Here is a 21,485-nt window from a genome sequence, read left to right on the forward strand (position 1 = left end):
ATGAGCATGAAGAAACTGGCGCGCAAACTGTGGACCGGCCGTTCCTCTCGCGAGGTGCAGCAATCCTTGTTCCGCAGGCGGCCACTCTTCGAGGCGCTGGAACGCCGTTATCTCATGTCGGCCGACCTGCTTGTGCCGCCGCCGCCTCCTACCAGCGACCAGGCGCCCGTTGTGGCGCCGGCCGATCCGGCAGCGGGCGCGCATCAGGGCAAAAAGCCCGCCGCGCCCGGCACCCATCCTTATCTGGTGGAACGCGCGGCCTTCAAGGCGGTGGCGCAGCACAGCGAGATGCTGACGCTGGACCAGTACGCCAAGGCCAACGCCACGCGCCAGGGCGACGCCAAGGCGTGGCTGCCCGGGCAGGAAGCGAACGCGGCCAAGCCGTCGGCGCTGGCGGCGAACATTGCCGGCTACACCACGCAGTCTGAACAAACGCCGGTGCGCCAGATCATCTTCGTGGACCCGGCCGTTGATAACGCCGAGCAGATCGTGCAAGGCCTGTACGGCTTGATCAGCGGCAAGACCGAAGGCCTGGACGGCCTGATCAAGCCCACGGGCGAAGGCCCGCAAGTGCAGGTGCTGCGCGCGCACGACACCGAGATCATCGTGCTGGACGGCCGTTACGACGGCGTGGACCAGATCACGCAGATTCTGGGCCAGCACAAGGACCTGGCTGCGGTGCAGATTATGAGCCACGGCAGCGCCGGGTCGCTGACCTTGGGCACCGCCACGCTGGGCGAAGGCCAGCTCGACACCTACAAGGAACAGCTGCGCGCCTGGGGCGACGCGCTGTCTGACGACGGCGACCTGCTGCTGTACGGCTGCAACGTGGCCGCCGGCAAGGGCGGCATCGCCTTCGTGGACAGCTTGTCCGCCATCACGCGCGCAGACGTGGCCGCCGCGACGCACACGGTCGGCAGCGCCGCGTTGGGCGGCGACTGGGTGCTGGACTACCGCAACGGCGTCATCGACACCAACTCGGTTACGGTCGCCAGCTGGAACGGCGTGATGGCCAGCGCCACCGGCCTGCAATCGGGCGGCTCGACCTTGCAGGGCGTGGCCACCAACGACCACCTGATCGGCTACGGCAGCAACAACACCTTCGTCTTCAACAACAGCTCCACCGCTGCTGTCACGACGATCGAAGTGCGTCAGGGCATGAAGCAGGAAAACGGCGTCTGGGTGCGCAACGACGACGACGAGAACAGCAACAACACGCTGGACTTCTCGGCCATCAAGGGCAACGTCACCGCCATCATCAGCAACGACGACGCCTACCAGATTCAGTATTCGACGGTGGACGCCGCTAACGTCTGGACGCAGCACACCGTGAACGTGGTGTTCAAGTCGGCCGACGGCACACAAAGCCTGAAGATCGGCGGCAAGACCTTCAACCTGATTGGCACGGCGCTGGACGGCAAGACCTTGCTGGATTACAGCGGGTACGCCACCGGCATCACGGTGGACCTGTCCGGCCCCACGGCGGACGCCAATGGCGAAGAAGTTCCGCCGCCGCCGCCGACGGGATTCGGCTATGTGCGCGCGATCAGCGGAGTCAAAGGTTCGACGCAGGGCGGCAACAAGATCACGGTGGTGGGCGACACCACCGTCACCATCAACAATTCGCAAGACATCATCAGCGGCAGCGGCGGCGGCAACACCTACATCGTTGCAGGCGGCGCCATCGGCTTCACCCTGACCCAGCAGGCTGGCCAAAGCGGCAACACCCTGGACCTCTCCCAATATGGCGTTGACGTCACCGCCCGCGTGCAGACCAGCGGCGGCATTTCCGTGTACCTGGGCGCAGGCGTGGCCGCCGACGGCAGCGTCAACAACCTGAATGGCGCCACGGCGCTGGTCAGCAATCTTGATGTGCAGATGTTCTTCGGCGTGGCCGGCAAGACCACGCTGGACTACTCGGCCTATGAAGACAACGTCACCGTCAACCTGAACTTCCAGGACGGCAACACCGGCCTGTACGACGCCAGCGGCATGGCCGGCGTGCTGAACATCAGCAACGTCATTGGCGCGGGCGGCACCTACGGCAACGACATCGTCGGCAGCCTGGGCGACAACATCATTACCGTGGCCAACAGCCGCGGCCAGAACCGCATCAGCGGGGGCGGCGGCAACGATCTGGTGATTGGCAACCTGGCCACGGGCGGCGCCACCGAATACATCGCGGGCGTGGACAGCAACGCCACCCTCAGCGGCGACAAGACCTCGGCCACGCTGACGAACACGCCCGTGGACGCGGGAGCCGCCACGACGGTGACCCTGCGCGGCGTGAACGCCGTGACCTTGCAGGACTATCGCACCATTGACCCCACCGCAGCGGCCGGCACGGCCGCGCACGCGGGCACCATCGTCACGCTGGACGGCACGAATTATCGCGGCGATCTCACCCTGATCGGCAGCGCAGGCGCCAACGTCCTGAAGGGCGGCTTGGGCCACAACACGTTTACCGGCTACCAGGGCGCAAACGAGCTCTGGGCGCAGGCGGGCTCGCTCAGCAACACGCTGGACGAAAACGGCGAGTGGAATTTCACGCTGACGAACACGGGTTTGTCGGCCACGTATCAAACGGACGGCACGGCGCTGGCGGCGGGCCAGGCGGCGCCAGTGCTGGCGAACACGCTGCATGGTGTCTTCAGCGACGCGCGCCTGAACGGCGGCCTGGGTTCGACGCTGATTGACGCGTCGGCCTTCAGCGGCAACACGGTGCTGGTCAGCGGCCTGATGGCCGGTGGCGTCATCAAGTCCGGCTCCGGCGCGAATACCAAGCATCAGATCATGCTGCTGGGCGGCCGCTACGCTATCACGGGCGGCACCGGCGCTAACGCCACGACCGAGCTGGTTGTGGCGGCCGATGGCCTGACGGGTACTGACGGCGCGGGCTATGTTGCGCAGATGGCCGCGACGGGCGGCGTGGGCTACGTGTCGTTCGAGCAAACGGGCGGCACGACGTGGATCAAGCGTTCCGCCAGCGAAACGCAGGCCACCGCCTCCACCTACACCGGCATCACCAGCGCCCGCATCGTCAGCGGCGAATACGGCAACTGGATCGACACCTCGCGCTTTGCCGGCACGGCGGTGCTGGACGGCGTGGCCGGCCTGTCGAACTATTTCGTCATCAGCAACGCTTACGCCACGCAGGTGATCGGCTCGGCCGGTTCGAACACCATCGAGCTGTCCACCGGCGGCAAGAACGTCACGCTGAACAATAGCCAGGTCGCGATCAGCACGGGCGGCGTTACCGTCAACAGCGCATTCACCAACGTGAATGACTTCCGCTTTGTGGTGCAGGGCGGGGCAACGGCCAACACCGTGGACACCACCGCCTTCACCGGCGTCACCACGCAGACCTATCTGGCGGATTTGACGTCTGGCTACACGCCGGCTGAAGGCCCGGCGCTGGCGTTCGTGTTCCCCAACCACGCTAATGCGCGGGTCGATGTCGGCCTGGAAGGCGTGCGTACGGTTCAAGACCTGCTGGACGCCATCGGCGCGGGCGTCATGGTGAACGCGGCGGGCGAGCCCTTGCGCATCGCCGTCAGCGGCCCGAACGCGGGCAAGCTGATTCCGGATACCGACAAGACCACGCCTTGGGACTATTTGTACGCGCTGACGGCCAGCCTGGATGCCCAAGGGCGTTTGCAGGTGGCTTACAGCCAGGACGCGATTGCGGCCGGTTTCTCGGGCGTGTTCTCGCTGGCGCCGGGCATGCAGGCGGCGCTGAACGCCGACGGCACGGTCTCGAACTCCACCGTCAGCCTGTCGGATGCGGCCTACAAGCTGGGCCTGATCGCGGCGGGGCAGCTGCAAAGCAGCTCCACCAGCGGCGGTGTTCTGACCGGCGCGGCGCTGGCGATTGGCCATCAGACGGAGTTCGTGCTGGCAGGCACGAATTCCACCATCCGCTCGGGCGGCGGCGACAACACCTTTGTCGTCAACTATGGCCAGACGGCGCTGAACACCGGCGCGGGCAACAATATCCAGGCGCAAACCGCGGCAAGCAATCACCTGGTGGTCAACACCAGCGTGGGCGCGGTGCTGAGCAACGGGAACGTGCATTACGACAATGGCGGCACCAGCACGTCGATTGTGAACTTCGGCGGCAACGCGTTCTCTGACGCCACCCTCATCGCCACCAACACCACGGGCGCGACCACGCTGGATGCGTCCACCTGGAGCAAACCCGTCACGCTGGCGACCAGTGGCGGTTACGACACGTTGATGGGCAACACCAGCAACGTTTCATTCATGGTGACGCAGCCTGCCGACACCACGGCAGGCACGGTCACGGTGTCGCTGGCGTCAAACACGGGGTCGGGCAACAGCCTGCAAGTGATGGCGCTCGGCGCGGGCACGGCCTTGTCGAACCTGATCTCGACCAGCGGCGGAATTGTCGGCGTGACGATGGGCGCCAACACCGACAAGCTGGACTATGTGGTGGACATCGGCAACGGCACGGTCGACACGGCGCTCACCGTGACGGGCCGCAACGTCACCATCCGTGGGCAATCGTTCTCGGTACTTACTGACATCACGCTGGACAATGCCCACACCCTGCGGCTGGAAGGCGAGAAGATCACGGTGGGTGCGACGTCGGGCGCGAACATCGTGCTGGCGGCGGGCGCCGTCGAATTGGCGGCGCAGCGCTACCGCCCGTGGCGCAGTGGCTTCGCCCAGATCTACACGCTGGAAACCCGCATCACCATCAATAACGCCACGTTGTGGGCCAAGGACGCGGGCGGCTCGGGCGTCAGCCTGACGACCAAGATCGACAGCAAAGACTACGATCTGGACCCGCTGATCAAGAACGCCGCCAACCAGAGCGGCATCCTGGGCACCTTGGCCGGCGGGGTGAACTCCGCGTTCGACGCGCTGATGAAGTTCCTGGACGGCGCCAGCGCCATGGCGTCGTGGGCGGGCATCACTTATAAGTCGTCCATCAATGTCGGCACGCAGGCGCGGCTTGTGTCCAACAGCGATGTGACGATCACGTCGACGTCGTCGGCCACGGTTACGCTGAGCCCGCTGGTGGCCAAGATTGCCGGCATTGCGGTCGGCGTGCTGCAAAACTATTCAAACATCGACGTGCAAGGCACGGTGATTGCCTCCAAGGCCATCACCATCAAGTCTGAAGTCACCAACGAGATGTCCATTGCCCTGTTGCCGGGGCATATGGGCGCCGTGCCGGCCGTGATCGGCGTGGGCGTGGCGGTTGTGCTGAGCGAATCCACGGTGCATATCGGTGCGTCCGCGCGCCTGGAAACCGGCTTGCAGCACACCGCGAACCCCACAACGGGTACCGTCAGCGGCGTGGGCGGCGACGTCACCATTCAGGCCATCACGAACCACAAGAGCACGATTTCGATTTCCGCCAATGGCGCGATGGCCGAAAGCGACGACACCCAGCCGGTGAAGGGCGCGGACGGCAAGATCGACCCGTCGAAAGAAACCGGCAAGTACAAGGCCAGCGTGGCCAAGGTGGGCGTGGCCGTGGGCTTTGCCTACAACCAGCTCACCACCGAAGCCTTCATGGACGGCACGATCGTGACGCGCAACGCGGGCAAGGTCACCGTTGAAGCCAAAGCCGTGGACACGGGCAGCGCCATTGCGGTCAAGACCATTCTGGGCGGGCGTGCCGCAACGGGCAGCGACTACCTGTCGTCGGCGCAGCTTGAAGCCAAGAACGCCGCCATCGCCAAGACCGTTACCCCGGTGGTGGGCGGTGCGCTAAGCGGCCTGGGCACCGGCACGCAGTACGTGAAGAGCTTCTTCAGCGCGCTGGTATCCGATAGCCGCGGCGGCAAGTTCGGCGACAAGATCACGCAGATCAAGCAGGAAAAAGATTTCGAGGACCGCGCCAAGTACGACTCGGATATCCAGAAGGAAATCGACGAACCGTCCACCGAGTTCCAAGTGGGCGCGGCGCTGGGCATGTCGATGAGCAATATCACGACGACCGCCCGCATCGGTAACGGCATCAACGCCGCCACGGTCACCACGGCGGGCGGCGACGTCACCGTCAATGCGGTGACGCAGTACAACACCAAGCTCACGGTCATGAGCGGGGTGGATGACCAGGCCATCGCTGACAAGCAGGCCTTCCTGAACAAGAAAAACAACCTGACCACCAATCAGCCGGAACGCGCGGCGGGGCCGGACGGCTCCGACTTTGGCGCGGCGGCCGCGGTGATCATCGGGATTGACGACGTCAAGACGCAATCCAGCATCAGCAACCTGGCCACCATCACCACGAATGGCGGCGATGTGGCCGCGACGGCCAGCACGCTGAACCAGATCGACCCGAACAAGCTGTGGCTGGTGAACCTGTACGCGCCGTTTGACGGCATCGACACCAAGTGGAACGCGGCCGATGGCACGACGGCCAAAATGTCGGTGGCTAGCGCTGCCGCCACCAGCTTCCTGAACAATCTGCAAGCCACGCTGACCAGTACGGGCGGCATTTCGTCCAGCTTCAGCAGCTGGGCCAGCGCCACCGCCAAGAGCAAGAAGCTGGCCCTGTCGGGCGCCTTCACCGTGCTGGTGCAAGACACCAAGACGCTCGCCAACGTGGCAGGCAAGATCGACACGCGCCTGGCGGGCGGCGCGGCCGGGGATGTCACGGTTGACGCCGAGAATTCCTCGCAACGCTTGAATCTGGTGGGCAACATCATCCTGCCGTCGATATCCATCGGCGGGGCGAAGTCGTTGCAAAAGGCCGATCCCAAGGCAGACGGCCAAAGCCGCATGAGCTACGGCAAGGACCTGGCCAAGGGCTTCCTGACGCCCAAGTACCAAGGCTTTGACTACGGCAGCAGCTCGAAGGAAGGCTCGGCGATTGGCGTGTCGGTGTATGTGAACGCCGCAAAGCACGACACGCGCGCGGTGGTCAGCGATACCGCCGTGATCAACACCGGCAAGCTGACCGTCAACGCCGACAACGAATTGATCTCGGTGACCTTGGGCGCCTCGGGCGGCCAGGCGAAGACCTTGGCTGTCAACGGCGTGGTGCTGGTCAATTCGACCAGCGCGACAACGTTGGCGCAGGTGGGGCGCGGCGCCACGGTGGACGCCAGCGGCGCGGCCGTCATCCAGGCGACGGACGCCACGTGGGTCGGCACCATTGCGGGTGCCGCCGCCAGTTCGCAGGCGGCGGGCGTGGGCATGAGCGTGTCCATCAATGATGTGAACCGCTGGACGCAGGCGCTGATCGGCGACACGCTGCGCGTGTCCGATGGCGCGCCCACCGGCTTGCCGGCCGGTTCGTTCTCGGCCGCGTCGCTGTCGGTGCGGGCAGAAAACAAGGGCTTTGTGGGCAACTTCGCCGTGGCCGGCTCGCGGGTGTCGAGCCCCGTGGCGGGTGCGGGAACGGGCACGGGCGCAGGCACGGGCGGCAGCGGTGGCAGTGGCGGCAGCAGCGGCGGCAGTGGCACCGACACGTCGGCCATCAAGCTGCCCGGCAGCCAGGGCGACGGGTCGTCGTCCACGGATGTCTCGACCAAGCTGGAGGAACTGAGCAGCAAGGTCGGCGAACTGACCCAGGATGCGGGCGCGGCGACCGGCGGTGGTGCAGGTGGCGCGGCCAGCAGCCAGCCGTCCAAGGCGGGCGTGGCGATCTCGGGTGCGGTGGCCGTCAACATGGTCAGCGACTTTGCTCAGGCCTACGTCAACGCGGCCGGCATGGTCATCAAGATCGGCGGCGATGCGTCGATCACGGCATTGAACAACACGCACACGCTGGCCCTGTCGGGCTCGGCGGCGTTGGCGCAGTCGGACACCGCGAAGTCGAACGTGGGCATCGCGGGCGCCTACAGCATGAACATGCTGGGCGGCGAAGCCCGCGCCGAAGTGATGGCGGTGGGGGAATTGGCGGTCACGGCGAATCTGGCCTTGGCTGCGCGCCGGACCGGCGTGGCGGTGACGATTGCCGCCGGCATGGCCGGGGCGAAGGGGCAGAAGGGCGTGGCGGTGGCCGGCTCGGCCGCCGTGGGTGTGGCTGACTACGCCAACATCGCCGTGCTGAGCAACGCGGCCAAGGTATCGGCGCGCGACATCACGGTGCAAGCGCGCGACCTGAGCGTGCTGGCCACCGTGGCGGGCGCCGTGGCGACGACGGACGGCAAGGCGGGCGTGGGCGCGGCCATTGCGGTCAACGTCAGCACCAGCAATGTCGAGGCGGGCATCCGCCAGGTAACGGACCTGCTGTACACGGGCCGCATTGACGTGTCGGCGGAATCCACCCAGGTCGTCGTCGGCTTTGCCGGCGCGTTGGGCATGGCGCGCGATGGCGCGGGCGTAGGCGGCTCGGTGTCCGTCAACGTGGTGTCCAACCGCATTGAAAGCTATCTGATCAACAGCAAGGTCACGCATAGCGGCGCGGCCACCGGCAATCACGACATCAACGTCACGGCGCAGGACAAGACCACGCTGGTGGCCATTACCGGCGCGGCGGGGGTGGGCAAGAAGGCGGGCGTGGGCATCGCCATCAGCTACAACGAGATCGGCAACGCGGTCACGGCGGGCATCCAGGGCTCGACCGTGGATACCAAGGGCCACGGCGCGGTGAAGATCAGCGCCGAAGACACGTCGTCTTTGGGCGGCGGCGCGGTGGGCGTCGGCGTGGGGATGGGCACGGCCAAGTTCGCGGGCGCGGGCTCCATACAAGTGAACCGCGTCAGCTCGGCCGTGGCGGCCTATGTGCTGCCGCGCTACGACGCCAATGGCGCGGTGGTGGCGCGCAGCAACATCAACGCCACGGCGTTGACGGTGACGGCCACCGAGAACAACACGCTGGTTGCGGTGACGGGCGGCGTGGCGGTGGCGGCGGGCGGTTCGGTGGCGGCGGGGGCATCGGTCAGTGTCAACGAAGTCAGCTCGCGCGCCAGCGCGTTGATTGAAAACGCGGACGTGGATGTGGCCGGCAAGGTGGATGTGTCGGCGCATTCGTCGCCGTTGCTGGTGTCGGTGGGCGCGGCAGGCGCCTTGTCCAAGAATCTGGCGTTGGCCGGCGCGGTCAACGTCAACATGATGCGCGGTGCAACCGAAGCGCGCATCAGCGGCAGCACCATCAAGGCGGGCAGCCAGACGGGCTTCACGGGCGACGCGGTGCGCGTCAACGCCTCGGATGCCTCCGCGCTGTACGCCATCACGGTCGCGGGTTCCATCGCCACGCAAGGCGCGGCGGTGGGCCTGGCCGTGGCGGTCAACATCATGGGCGGCAACACCGCCTTTGACCGCAACCTGCTGGGCTTCAACAACACCACGCTGGCCGATTCCGGCGCGGCGGTCACGACCGTGGACGTGGCGGATAACGCGGGCGCGACGCCCAACCCGAAGGTCTCGGCCGCCATCCTGCGCAGCGATGTGCATGCGGTGGCCGGCAACGTCAACGTGTTCGCCGGCCTGGTGGACCCGATGGCCGCGGGCGGCAATGCGCAACTCAACGGCGGCGACCAGCTGTCGGTGGGCGGCAACGACATCAAGGTGGACCAGGGCGGCAGCACGCTGACCTTTACGGGCAACGCCGCCGCTGTCATCAACGGCACGCAAGACACGAGCGGCAATGCGGGCATGCCCGGCCAGACGGGCAGCACGGGCGGCGAGTTTTCAGGGTGGCAAACCGGCGACGGCATTTACCTGAGCGCGGGCGCGTCCAACATCAAGCTGGCCGATGGCTCCAGCCTGCGCAACGATCGCGTGTACTACGTGATCCGCCGCGAGGCCGCCAATGGCGAAGCCGTTATTCAGCTGGCGGACACGCAGGAAGACGCCTTGCGCGGCAAGGCGCTGCAATTTTCCAGCGTAAGCAATCTTGGCGCCGTGGACTTTGCCCATGTGCGCATGCAGAATTCCACCAGCGTCAACCTGCAACCCTTCCACGGCGTGGATGCGGGCGTGACGCTGAACCCCGCCACCAACACGCTGACGCTGAACGCGCCGTTCGCGGGCGTGCAGGAAGGCTCGGCCATCGTGTATAGCGGGTCGGTGGGCAGCAACGGCCAGATCGACGACGTGCTGGCCAACCGCATCCTGGCTCAAGGCAAGGACGTGCTGAAGGTGGGTGTGACCTATTACGTGGTCAACCTGAGCGCCGATCAGACCTCGTTCCAGCTGCGCGACGGCCAGGGCAACCTGATCGATTTGTCCGGCGCCACGGTGGGCAGCGCCTTGCAGCGCTTCAGCGTGAACAACCCCGCGGGCGCGGTGCTGAACGCCGATGGCAGCCTGACCTTGCCCAAGGCGCACGGCCTGGCCACGGGCGACAAGGTGGTGGTCAGCGTGGGCGCCAATGGCGTGCTGACCGGCCTGGCGAACGACGGCGTGTACGTGGTCGAGGTGGTGGACAGCACCACGTTGCGCTTCAAGGACGTGAACGGCGCGGCCGTGACGCTGGCTGCGCTGGGCTACGTGGCCGAGTTCAACACCGGCACCAAGCGCTATGAGTATTTCCTGACGGATGCGGCCGGCAACAAGGTGCTGGACGCGCAGAGCAAGCCGGTCTCGGTCAACCCCGACGCGATGATCGCATTCACGCAAGTGGAATTGCAGCGCCAGACCTCGCAAACGACGACCAGCACGGGCAGCGACGGCACCGAGAACACCAGCATCACGCAAGGCACGCCGACGGATGCGACCCTGTCCGCCAGCAGCGGCAAGACGCAGGTGGCGGGCGAAAACAGTTTCACGTTCGCGACCGACGCGGGTTTGGCCACGGGCGACACCGTGATCTACCGCAGCCAGGGCACGAACATCGCTGGCCTGGTCGACGGCCAGCGCTACTACGTGATCAACGCCTCGCAGGGCGGCACGTTCCGCTACCAACTGGCCAGCTCGCTGGAAAATGCCCAAGACGGCATCGCCATGCAGCTGGGCGCCAAGACTGGCGCGGGCGGCATCAGCTTGCAGAAAGCGGTGGATCGCATCACCTCCGGCGGCTTGATTTCGCTGGACATCGGTTCGCTGACGCAGGGCCATGCCCTGACCAACAGCATGCTGAGCATTACCGTGGCCGGCGCGGGCGGCAAGTCCCTGGGCGGCGCGGGTGCCATCGGCGTGAACCTGTCGCGCGCGGACGTTACCGCCATCATCGACAACACGGGTGCGGCGGCCGGCACGAAGGTGCTGGCGGACAGCGGCGCGGTGTCGGTATCGGCGCAAGACGCCAGCCGCATCGTCACCGCCACGGGCGCATTGGGCATTTCGCTGACGCAAGGCGCATCGGCGGCCATCGGCGCGTCGGTGGGGGTGGCGGACATGCGCAACAACGTGCGCGCCGCCATTGCCTCGGCGACGGTCACGGCAGAATCCGTCCAGGTACGCGCCGAAGAACGCGCCAGCATCTACAACGTGTCGGTGGGCTTGGCGGGTGGCGCGGGCGTGGCAGTCAGCGGCTCGGTGGCCGTCAACACGATCCAGAACACGGTACACGCCCAGATTCGCGACGCCGCGGTCACCGCAACCACGGGCGATATCCGTATCGCCGCACGCGACATGGCCAGCATTTCGGCGCTGGCCGGCAATGTGTCGGTGTCGGTGGGAGGCCGCGTCGCGGCCGGCATGGCGTTTGCCGTGAACCAGATTTTCGACACGGTGTATGCGGGCGCGGTGCGCTCGTCGCTGTCGGCGGCGGGCGACATCGTGGTGCAGGCCACCTTCGCCAAGCCCGATGATTTGTCGCCGGGCCTGAACGCGCAGATTTCCGCCATGGCGGTCAGCGGCGCGGTCGCCGCGGGTGGCTCTGGCGCCAACGTGGGCTTTGGCGGGTCGGCGGTATTGAACTGGATCGCCAATACCATCACCGCAGAAATTGGCGACACCGTCAGCGGCCAGGATGTGATGGCGGATGGTGACATCGTGGTGCAAGCCAATGATGCGTCCACCATCAACAGCTTGGCGGGCGCGGTGGCGCTGGGCCTGGGCTCGCAAGGCGCGGGCGTGGCGGTGGGCGCCAGCCTGTCTTACAACTACGTGGGCGGTGCGCCCGCGGGCACGGCCCGCGAGCATTCGGTGTCGGCCTTGATCCGCGACACGCAGGGCGCCGTGCGCGGCGCGCACGTGCAGGTGGCATCGCTGTTTACCGGCCAGATCCACAACGTGACGGTGGCCGGCAGCGTGGCCGTCGGCACAGCGGCGGTGTCGGTGGGCGGCGCGGTGTCGATCAACCGCGTCAACAGCAAAACGGAAGCCGGCATCCGCAACGCGCGTCTGGTCGAGGCCTTGTCCTCGGGCGGCGCGCCGGGCGTGGCGGTGCAGGCGCGTGACGACGGCTATGTGCTGGCGGTAGCGGGCGGCTTGGGCGTGGCGGTGTCGCCGGGCAGCGGCGCGGGCATTGCGGCCGGTGTATCGGCCACCGACAACACGGTGCGCAACAACACGCGTGCCTATATTGATGGCACTTCGGACACTGACACCAGCCTGCGCACGCAGATCGGCTCGGCCAACGGCATCGCCGTAGACGCAATCAATGACTCGCGCATCGTGTCGGCATCAATCGGGGTGGCGGCGGCGGTGGCCGTGGGCCAGGGCTTCGCCGGGGCCGGCGCGGGTGCGGGCAGCGGCAACACCATCGGCGGCTCGGTCGAGGCGACGCTGCACAATGTCGACCCGAAGGCGGGCGGCGTCATGGACGGCGACGTGCGCGTCAACGCCGAGAACACCGGCAGCATCGTCACCGTGGCCGGTGCGTTGGCCGTGGCGGTGTCGGCAGGTGGCATGGGCGCGGGCGCGTCCGTGGGCGTGTCGGTCGCTATCAGCGACATCAGCACGGTCGTCAAGGCGCTGGTGGACAACTCCGTCATTCGCACGCGCGGCGGCAGCCAAGGCGTGACCGTGTCCGCCAGCGATAGCGCGGCCATCACCGCCATCGCCATTGGCGGGGCGGTCAGCGTGCAGGCCGGCAGCGCGGGCGTGGCCATTGCGGTGGGCACGAGCGTGGCGGTCAACAAGGTTTTCAACACGGTGCATGCCCACATTCAGGGCGGCGCGGTGGAAACAGGCGGTGCGGCGTTGACCGTCAGCGCCACGCAACAGGCCGACATCACGTCGGTGGTGCTGGGCGCATCCGTTGCGGTGTCGGTGGGCGATAGCGCCAATGCCGCCATCGGTGGCGGCGGCGCGCTGGCGCGCAACGTGATTTCGGCCAGCGTGCAGGCGGGCATTGCGGACGCCATCATCAACACGTCTGGCGCGGGCAACACGCTGGGCGCGCTGGATGTGCTGGCGCTGGGTCTGTCGCAGATCAATGCGGTGGTGCTGGGCATGTCGGCCTCGGTGTCGGTCAGCCATTACGCGGCGGCTTCGGCCTCCATCGGCGTGGCCATGGCCGAAAACGTCATCGGTTACGACGTCAACAGCGCGGGCCAAGTGGTGGCGCTGGGCGCGGGCCGTCCGGTCAATGAGATCGTGGCGTCCATCGACGGCAGCACGGTGACGGCGGGCGCGGTGCGTGTCAACGCCAGCAACGCCACGTTCAAGGCCGACGGCAGCGTCGACCAGCAGCAAAGCATCGACGCCGTGGTGGTGGCGGGCGCAGTCGCAGTGTCGGTGGCCTACGCGCCGCCCATCGTGGACGGCGCGAGCCTGGCGGTGTCGGGGGCTGGCGCAGGCGCGCGGGCCGTCAATAAGATCAAGACGGGCATCACCGCCCGCATCACGGACCAGAATCAGGCGCATGCCTGGAATGCGGCCAGCGTGTCGGTCGTGGCGATGGACGTGGCGCGCATCGACAGCACGATTGCCGCCGTGGCGATTTCGGTGGCGGTGTCGCTGGGCGCAACCGCGTCCTTGTCGGTGGCCGCATCGCTGGCGCAGAACGACGTGGGCAACGCAGCGTTGGCCAAGGTTGACGGGGTGAACTTCGTCAACGCGCCGGCCATTACCGTCAAGGCGGACAGCAAGGCCAGCATTCATACCGTATCGGTCGCGGCATCGGTTGCCGTGGGCGTGAGCCTGGGCGGCATATCGCTGGCGGGCGGCGGCGCGGATGCGCGCAACGTGATCAGTTCGTCCGCGACGGCGGTGATGAACGGCTCGCGCATCAGTGGCAACGGCGCCAACGCACTGACCATTGATGCCGACATGAGCGGCACGATCAAGGCCACGGTGGTGGTCGCCAGCGTGGCCTTCACGGCGGCGGGCGGCTCGCTTGCCATCGGCGCATCGGTGGCCGAGAACACCATCACGCAAGACGCGGGCGCACGCGCCACGCTGTCCAACACGCAGGTGTCGAACCTGGGCGCCATCAACGTCACCGCCGACACGATCCAGACGCTGGAAACCGTGGTGGTGGCGGGCGCGGTGGGCATTGCGTACAACGGCGTCGCGCTGGCGGCGGCGGGTTCCAATGCATCGAACACCACGCGCGCGGTGACGCGCGCACAGGTGGACGGCCTGACGCAGATTGACGCCAACGTGCGCGGGGCGGAGAGCCTTTCCGTCAAGGCGACGAACACGTCCACGCTGAAAGCCACCGCCGCAGGCGCCAGCCTCTCTGGCACGTCGCAGGGCCTGGCCCTGTCGGTGGGCGTGGCGCTGGCCAGCAACAAGGCGCTGGGCGCGGTGGAAGCGTCGGTGGCGAATTCGGTGCTGAATGTGGGTTCGGGCGTTGGCACAGGCGCGCAGATGACGCGCGTGTCCGTCGCAGCCGAAGACACAACGACGCTGGAAGCCAAGGCCATTGGCGCATCGCTGGCGTTTGCCATGACGGGCGGGTCGCTCGCCGTGGGCGCCTCGGTGGCGAGCAACGTGGCGGCCATGAGCGTGCAGTCGTACGTGTCGGCGTCCACCTTGAACGTGTCGGACGCAGTGGCCGTGTCGGCCAAGGAGACCGCCAAGCTGGATGGCGTGTCGGTGGCGGCGTCGGTTGCGGCTGGGTTCTCGGGCGTGTCCGTGTCCGGTTCGGGCGCGGAAGGCACGCACATCATCGCCAACGATGTGGGCGGCTATATCACCGGTTCCACCATCACCGCAGGCACGGGCGTGTCGGTCAAGGCGGACAACACGTCCACCATTTCGGCGGTGACGGGCGCGGTGTCGGTCAGCGCAACGGGTGCGGGCCTGGCGGCCAGCATCGGCGTGTCGATCGCCAACAATACGTTTGGCGCGTACGCGGGCGACGGCGTCAGCCGCAGCAACCGCGCGCTGGCGTATATCGACAACAGCACCATCTCGGTCACCAAGGGCAATGTGGATGTGCTGGCGACGTCCACCGAGACGCTGACCAGCGTCAACTTCGCCGGCAGCGTCGCGGTGGCGGGCTTTGGCGGCTCGGCGGCCGGCTCGGGCGTGCAGGTGACGAACCGCTTTGCCACCACGACGTCCGCCTATATTCAGGGGTCTGACGTGACGGCCGGCCTGACAGGCGGCGCAGGTTCCGTGACGGTGCGGGCGCAAGACACCAGCACCATCCTGAAGTCCGGCGCGTATGGCGTGGCCGTGGCGGCCTCGTTGCCGGTGCCGGGCAGCTTCGGCCTGAACCTGGCCCTGGCCGTGACGCTGGTGGACAGCGTGGCGGAGAACCAGGTCAGCGCCTACATCAATACCGCCAGCGGCAAGAACGTGGGCGCATACGACGCCGTGTCCGTGCTGGCGCTGGAAAAGACCGACTTCAAGGGCCTGGACGCCGTGACCGCATCGGTCGCGGTGGGCGGCGGCATCGCGGCATCGGGCGCAGGCGTTCGGGTCACGAACAACACCCGCAACAACGTCAGCGCCAAGATCACGGGCGGCGGCAACGTCGGGGCATTGGGCAAAGTCGAGATCACGGCCGACACTCAGGTCAGCGCGCAGATCGACCTGACGCAAGTCAGCGTGGCGGTCGGCATGGTGGGCGTGGCGGTCGGCGTGGGCATCGCCGAGAACATCGCACGCGACACCACCACAGCGTCGGTGGACGGCGCCAACGTGGCCGCCCCGGTGGTGGACATGAACGCGCTGGTCAGCGTGGACTTCAGCCAGACCCAGACGGCCGGCGTGGCCGCCACCACGGGGCTGGCCGTCAACGTCAACAAGGCGCTGGTGGACATCGCCACGACGACGCTGGCCGAAGCCAAGAACGGTGCGGTGCTGACCGGCGTGTCGGTGACGTCGCCCGGCCTGGGCACGGCGCCCGGCATGGTCAACATCAATGCGCAAGGCACCTATTACGGCCGCGCCTATTCCAAGGCGATCACGGGCGGCGTGATCGGCGTGGGCGTGATGAGCGCTGAAACGCGCCTGGGCGGGTCGCTGAAGGCCTCGGTGGACAACGCCAAGGTGCAGGGCGATATCGTCGGCATCACGGTGGGCGCCACCACCGAACGCAACGGCGAAGCCGGCCTGTTGGCCGAAGCGCGTTCGCTGGAAGTGGGCGGGGTGACGGTGTCAATTGACTCCGCGTCGCTCACGACGAGCCTGGACGCGCGCGTGTCCATCGGCAACAACGCCCGCGTGGACGGCACCTTGCTCAGCATCACGGCGGGGCAGGTGCAGTCGGTGGACGTGAAAATGGACGCCGGCACGATCGCGCTGGTGGCGGGCCGCCAGGGCAAGATCGACGTGGACGTCGGCGGCAAGTCGGCCATCGACATCAGCGGCGGCGCGCAAGTCACGGGCAACAAGCTGGACATCCGCAGCAACAACACCGTGCGCGGCACGTCCACGCTGAGCGGCTATTCCGTCAAGGTGGCGGGCGCCGACGTCAGCAAGCACACGGTGACGATCAAGCCGGAATCCACGATTACGATCACCGGCTCGCGCCAGGCGGGCGACACCATCACGTCGGCAGGTATGACGGTGGTGAGCGCGCGTGGCGACTACGGCACGCCGGGCATGCTGGACCTGGTCACGACCAACGACATCATCTACACGCAGCGCAACAAGATCACCGGCGTATCCGGGGTCTCGGTCACGCTGTCGACCAACCACCTGAGCACCGACGGCGCCTTGTCCAAGGTCAAGGTGGACGGGGCCTTCCTGCGCAATGCCTTTGGCGACGTGGTCATGGCGGCCAACACGCGCGGCGTCACGACCACCATCAGCGACCTGCTGGTGGTGGCGGTATCCAGCTTCAGCAAGTCCGACAGCAATAACAACCTGACGGTGCGCAACGCCATCGAGATCGACAATTCGTCGATCGAGGCCGACAGCATCCTGGCGCTGGCGGGCAGCGGCAAGGCGTCCGACCCCTTGTCCACTGGCTATCTGCTGGCTAACGACAACGTGTCGTTCACGCTGGTGGGCATTGCCCAGATTCCGGACGTGGACAGCGGCGCGAAGGCGCGCCAGATCAACACGGTGCTGATCGACGGCGTGTCGTCCAACGGTTCGCTGCTGAAAGCGCAGCGCAATGTGCGCCTGGAAACCAACCCGTCCACGCTGGACCAGGCCAAGGTGAATGGCACGGTGCAGGTCATCGGCCTGAACCTGAACCCCACGGCCAATCTGGCCGATGGCGTGGTGGACACGACGTCCAGCAAGGTGGCAACGGGCTCCGCTACGCAGATCATCGCGGGCGTGAACAACGCGGCCAACCTGTTTGTGATTCCGGCCGAGCTGCTGAAGGAACTGGGCCTGTCCGGCCTGGGCGTGCAGGCGGCCGGCGGTGCGGTGAAGTTCGATTCGAACTCGGCCGTCGTGAAGGCGATTCTGGAAAAGCTGCTGGGTGCGGGCAAGACCAGCCTCGATGGCGCGGCCGGTACGGTCAATATCGACGTGAACTATGAACTGACGGCGTTCACCGCCGCCGACATCAAGGTCAACGTCACGACCGGCATGATCATTACGGACGGCAATAACAACTACTACCGTTACAACAGCCTGGACAGCCGTGACCTGAATCTGGCCACCGAGAACTACAACAACAGCTACTGGCTGCGCCTGAATAACCCGACGCAAGCCCAGAAGGACGACGCGCTGCGCACGGACTTCGGCAGCACGGCGGCCGCCCAGGTGGGCAGCCTGTACTTCGTGCTGAAGACCCTGGACGTGGGCATGCCCACGCTGCGCTACGCCAGCCAGCAGAACGTCATCAGCGAGCAGATCCGCACGTTGACGAAGATGCAGACCGAGCACGCGTCCGACCCGCAGGCGGTGGCGCGTTACCAGGCCAACATCGCCGCCTTGCAGCGCCAGCTGCAAAGCATCCAGATGGCGACGGTGGTGGATGGGCAGCTTCGCTACCTGGATTCGTTCTCCACGTTCTATGTCGAAGTCCCCGACATGTACGCGTCGGGCGGTTCGGTCTATGTCAGCGCCACGGACACCAGCGGCGTGAATCAGGCGGGCATCGACGCGCGCGCCAACACGCAGATCAACATCGTCAACGATTCGCCGATGCTGATGAACGTGTATGACGCGGTTGTGCTGGACGGCACCATCATCCGGCCAGGTTCCGATGGCCAGCTGAAGGTCTTCAAGACCGGCCATCTGTACATCAACGACGTGTCCGTCAAGGGCGCGTCAGGGGCCGACACGGCCGAAGTCAACATCAGCCAGGTCAAGAACACCTGGGCCGCGGACCCGTTCGGCGGCATGCTGGACGAGATCAGGCCCGATGGCAGCAGAGACAAATCGCTGGCCAATATGATTGCGAACGCGCCCGTAGACCTGGGCCTGCTGGGCGCGGTGGTCAACCCGCTGGGCAAGGTGTCGGTGATCAACACGCTGGGCAGCATCAATGTGTCGGGCACGATCCAGGCGGTGAGCCTGGATATTGTGGCCAAGGGCAATTTCAGCCTGCAAAGCGACGGGTGGTTCAACACCGGCGCTGACCCCACGCTGCTCAATGACAGCTGGGCCAGCGTCGTCAACGCCTTGAAGAGCGGCAGCACCAGCACCGGTATCAGCGACACGATGCAGAACGTGTTGCTGAAATGGGGCTACATGAAGCTGGACACCTTCGCCCAGTACATGAACAACAACTCGGCGGCGCGTGATTCGCGTATCTTCGCGCTGGGCGCGGTCAGCATTTCGGCGCTGACGCTGAACATCGACGGCAAGATCCAGAGCGGCCTGACCGACGCCTATATCAAGATCGACAGCTCGTTCCGCGGCGACCAGGACAAGGCGCTGCAAGACGGCAACGGCTACGCCATCAGCGGCGTGTCGTTCAGCGCCGACGGGTCGTTGAACCGGTACGGCGCCATCACCGGCCGGTTCGACTACGCCACGCAGACCATCATCCTGGACCCGATCCGCCTGGCGGGCGGCAGCATTTCGCTGACCGGCCAGATTGTGTCGGTGGGCAATGGCAACCTGGTTGTGGCCAACGGCTACGCGTCGGTGCACATCGACAACCAGACGACCTACGCCTTGGTTACCGGCGACATCGACGTCAGCACTTACCGCCGCGGCCGGATCGAAATTATCGACACCGCGCGCGGCCAGAAAGACCTGTACGAGCTGCAAGGCACGAACAACGTCGTGCACACGGTGTGGAACAAGTTTGTGTCCGTGCAGCCCACGCCGGGTGAAGTGAATCCCTTGACCTGGATCTGGGTGTACGACAACGGCAACGGCCAGCAAAGCTCGGCGGGCTTGAGCAACACCGCCGGCTCGTTGCAGGACGGCCAGACTCTGACCTTGAGCTACAAGCCCCAGGCCGGCCAGATGATGGTGTGGGTCATGGGCTGGAGCTCGGGCGAAACCACCACCACCGTCTACACCACCAAGCAATTCAACCTGTTCGGCGACTTCGACCCCTTGGGCTGGCTGACGGACAAGAACACCAGCAAGTCCGGCCCGGTCACGGTGTTTGAGACGCCGCGCCCCGTGCTGGTGTCCACCGTCGTCGCCTATGACGGCGTCAATTCCGTGCCGGATGCGCTGAAACAGCAACTGATCGCCAGCGGCAAACTGAACGACGCGCTGCTGCCCACCACGATCGAAGGCAGCGGCACGCAAACGCTGGTGGAAGACGCGGCTGGCAGTATCGAAGGCCCCGACGGCAAGCATTACCGTCTGGAAACCTCGGGTGGCACGGCGCTGGACACCTCTGTCTTCAGCGTGGCTTACCGCAAGTTCAACACCGGCGTCATCGTGCGCAACGACGGCCCGCACACCAGTGGCGGCGGCTGGCTGCGCACCAAGACGACGACCTTGACGCAGGTGGTCGAGAAGAAGCAGCAAGAGCTGTTCACCTTCTACATGCCGGCTTCCCAGGAAATCACGCTGAGCTTCATGGGCTCCAGCAACGCCGACAACGCCATCTACATTCGCAGCAATGGCGACATCACGCTAGCGGGCAACCTGATCGTCGGCAACGGCAAGACGGTGCATATCGAAGCGGTGTCGGCCTCGAAGCCGACATCGATCACGATGCAGGGCGAAGTCGGCATCATGGCGCGCGATGTGAACGGGCAGATGCCCACGGGCGCCAGCGCGCAGGTCAACGTGGACGCCATCGCGCTGGGCGGCGCGATCACGCTCAACGTGATGGGGTCCAACGGCTACACCCGCGCGGAAGCACGCAACGACATCCGTCTGAATTACTTCTCGGACGGCGGTAATAGCTCGTGGGCGACGCTGAAGAAAGTGAACTCGTCGGCGGGCACGGTGACCATCGAAGCGCGTAACGGCATCTTCGCCCATGCGTCCACGAGCAGCACCGATACCGTCGTGTCAGGCAACCGCATCGAATTGAACGCGGGCTACGGCGCCATCGGCACGGCGTCCAAGGCGCTGACGATCAATGCGCGCCAGGGTTTCGCCGCCCAGGCGGGCCTGGCGGGCGGCCCGGCCGGCGCCGACAAGAGCATTTACTTGTCGCAGAACGTGCTGAATGCCGACCTGACCCTGGTCAAGCCGGTGAACTGGACAAACCCGCAAGCGTCCGTCTACGCAGAGCTGGGCAGCGTCAACATCACGCTGAACGGCGGTTCGCTGCTGGATGGCGAGCTTGCCGATACCCGCACCGCCACCGAGAAGGCGTACCCGACCGTCACGGCCAAGATTCTGGCCGACCTGAACGCGCAATTGGCGCAGTACGACAGCTACTGGTCGGGCGTGCGGTCGTTGCAGACCGCCACGATCACGCTGGGCGGCGTCGGCACGTACCTGAGCACGCAGGCCGAAGGCGGCCAGTACCTGGCGCTGAACCTGACGGCGGACCAGTACAACGCCGCGTTGAAGGCGGCGGTGGATGGCCATCATCTGGTGCGCCTGGCCTACAACGACAGCCTGAACGGGAACGTCCGCAAGGAAATCCTGGGCTATCTGGGCCTGGTGGCAGGCAGCGGTGCGAACAACATCTACCAGTTCACGTTCACGGTGTACGACCCGCTCAACCCGACGTCGAACGCGGGCCCGGTGTCGCTGGCGTCGCTGGGTTACACGGCGGGCAGCCAAGGCGTGCTGTACGGCCCGTCGTACGCGCTGGCTGGCGCCACGGATCAGTCCAACGCCAACCTGCCGATTTCGTTCACGTTGCCGTCTGGCGCGTTGACGGTGCAGCAGGGGTCCAGCACCTTGCGCCTGCAACTGAGCAATGACCAGTTGAA

General features: G+C 66.2%; 1 protein-coding gene (only partly in view). It reads left to right on the plus strand.

Annotation, left to right across the window (positions count from 1 at the left end):
- Positions 1-21,485: the 5' portion of a DUF4347 domain-containing protein gene (locus AC1DSJ_RS01980; protein WP_476760262.1), read on the plus strand. 10,774 nt of this gene lie beyond the right edge of the window; only the first 21,485 of its 32,259 coding nucleotides appear in the window; its start codon is at positions 1-3; the stop codon falls past the right edge of the window.

This window comes from Achromobacter sp. 01N37 (assembly GCF_056399725.1).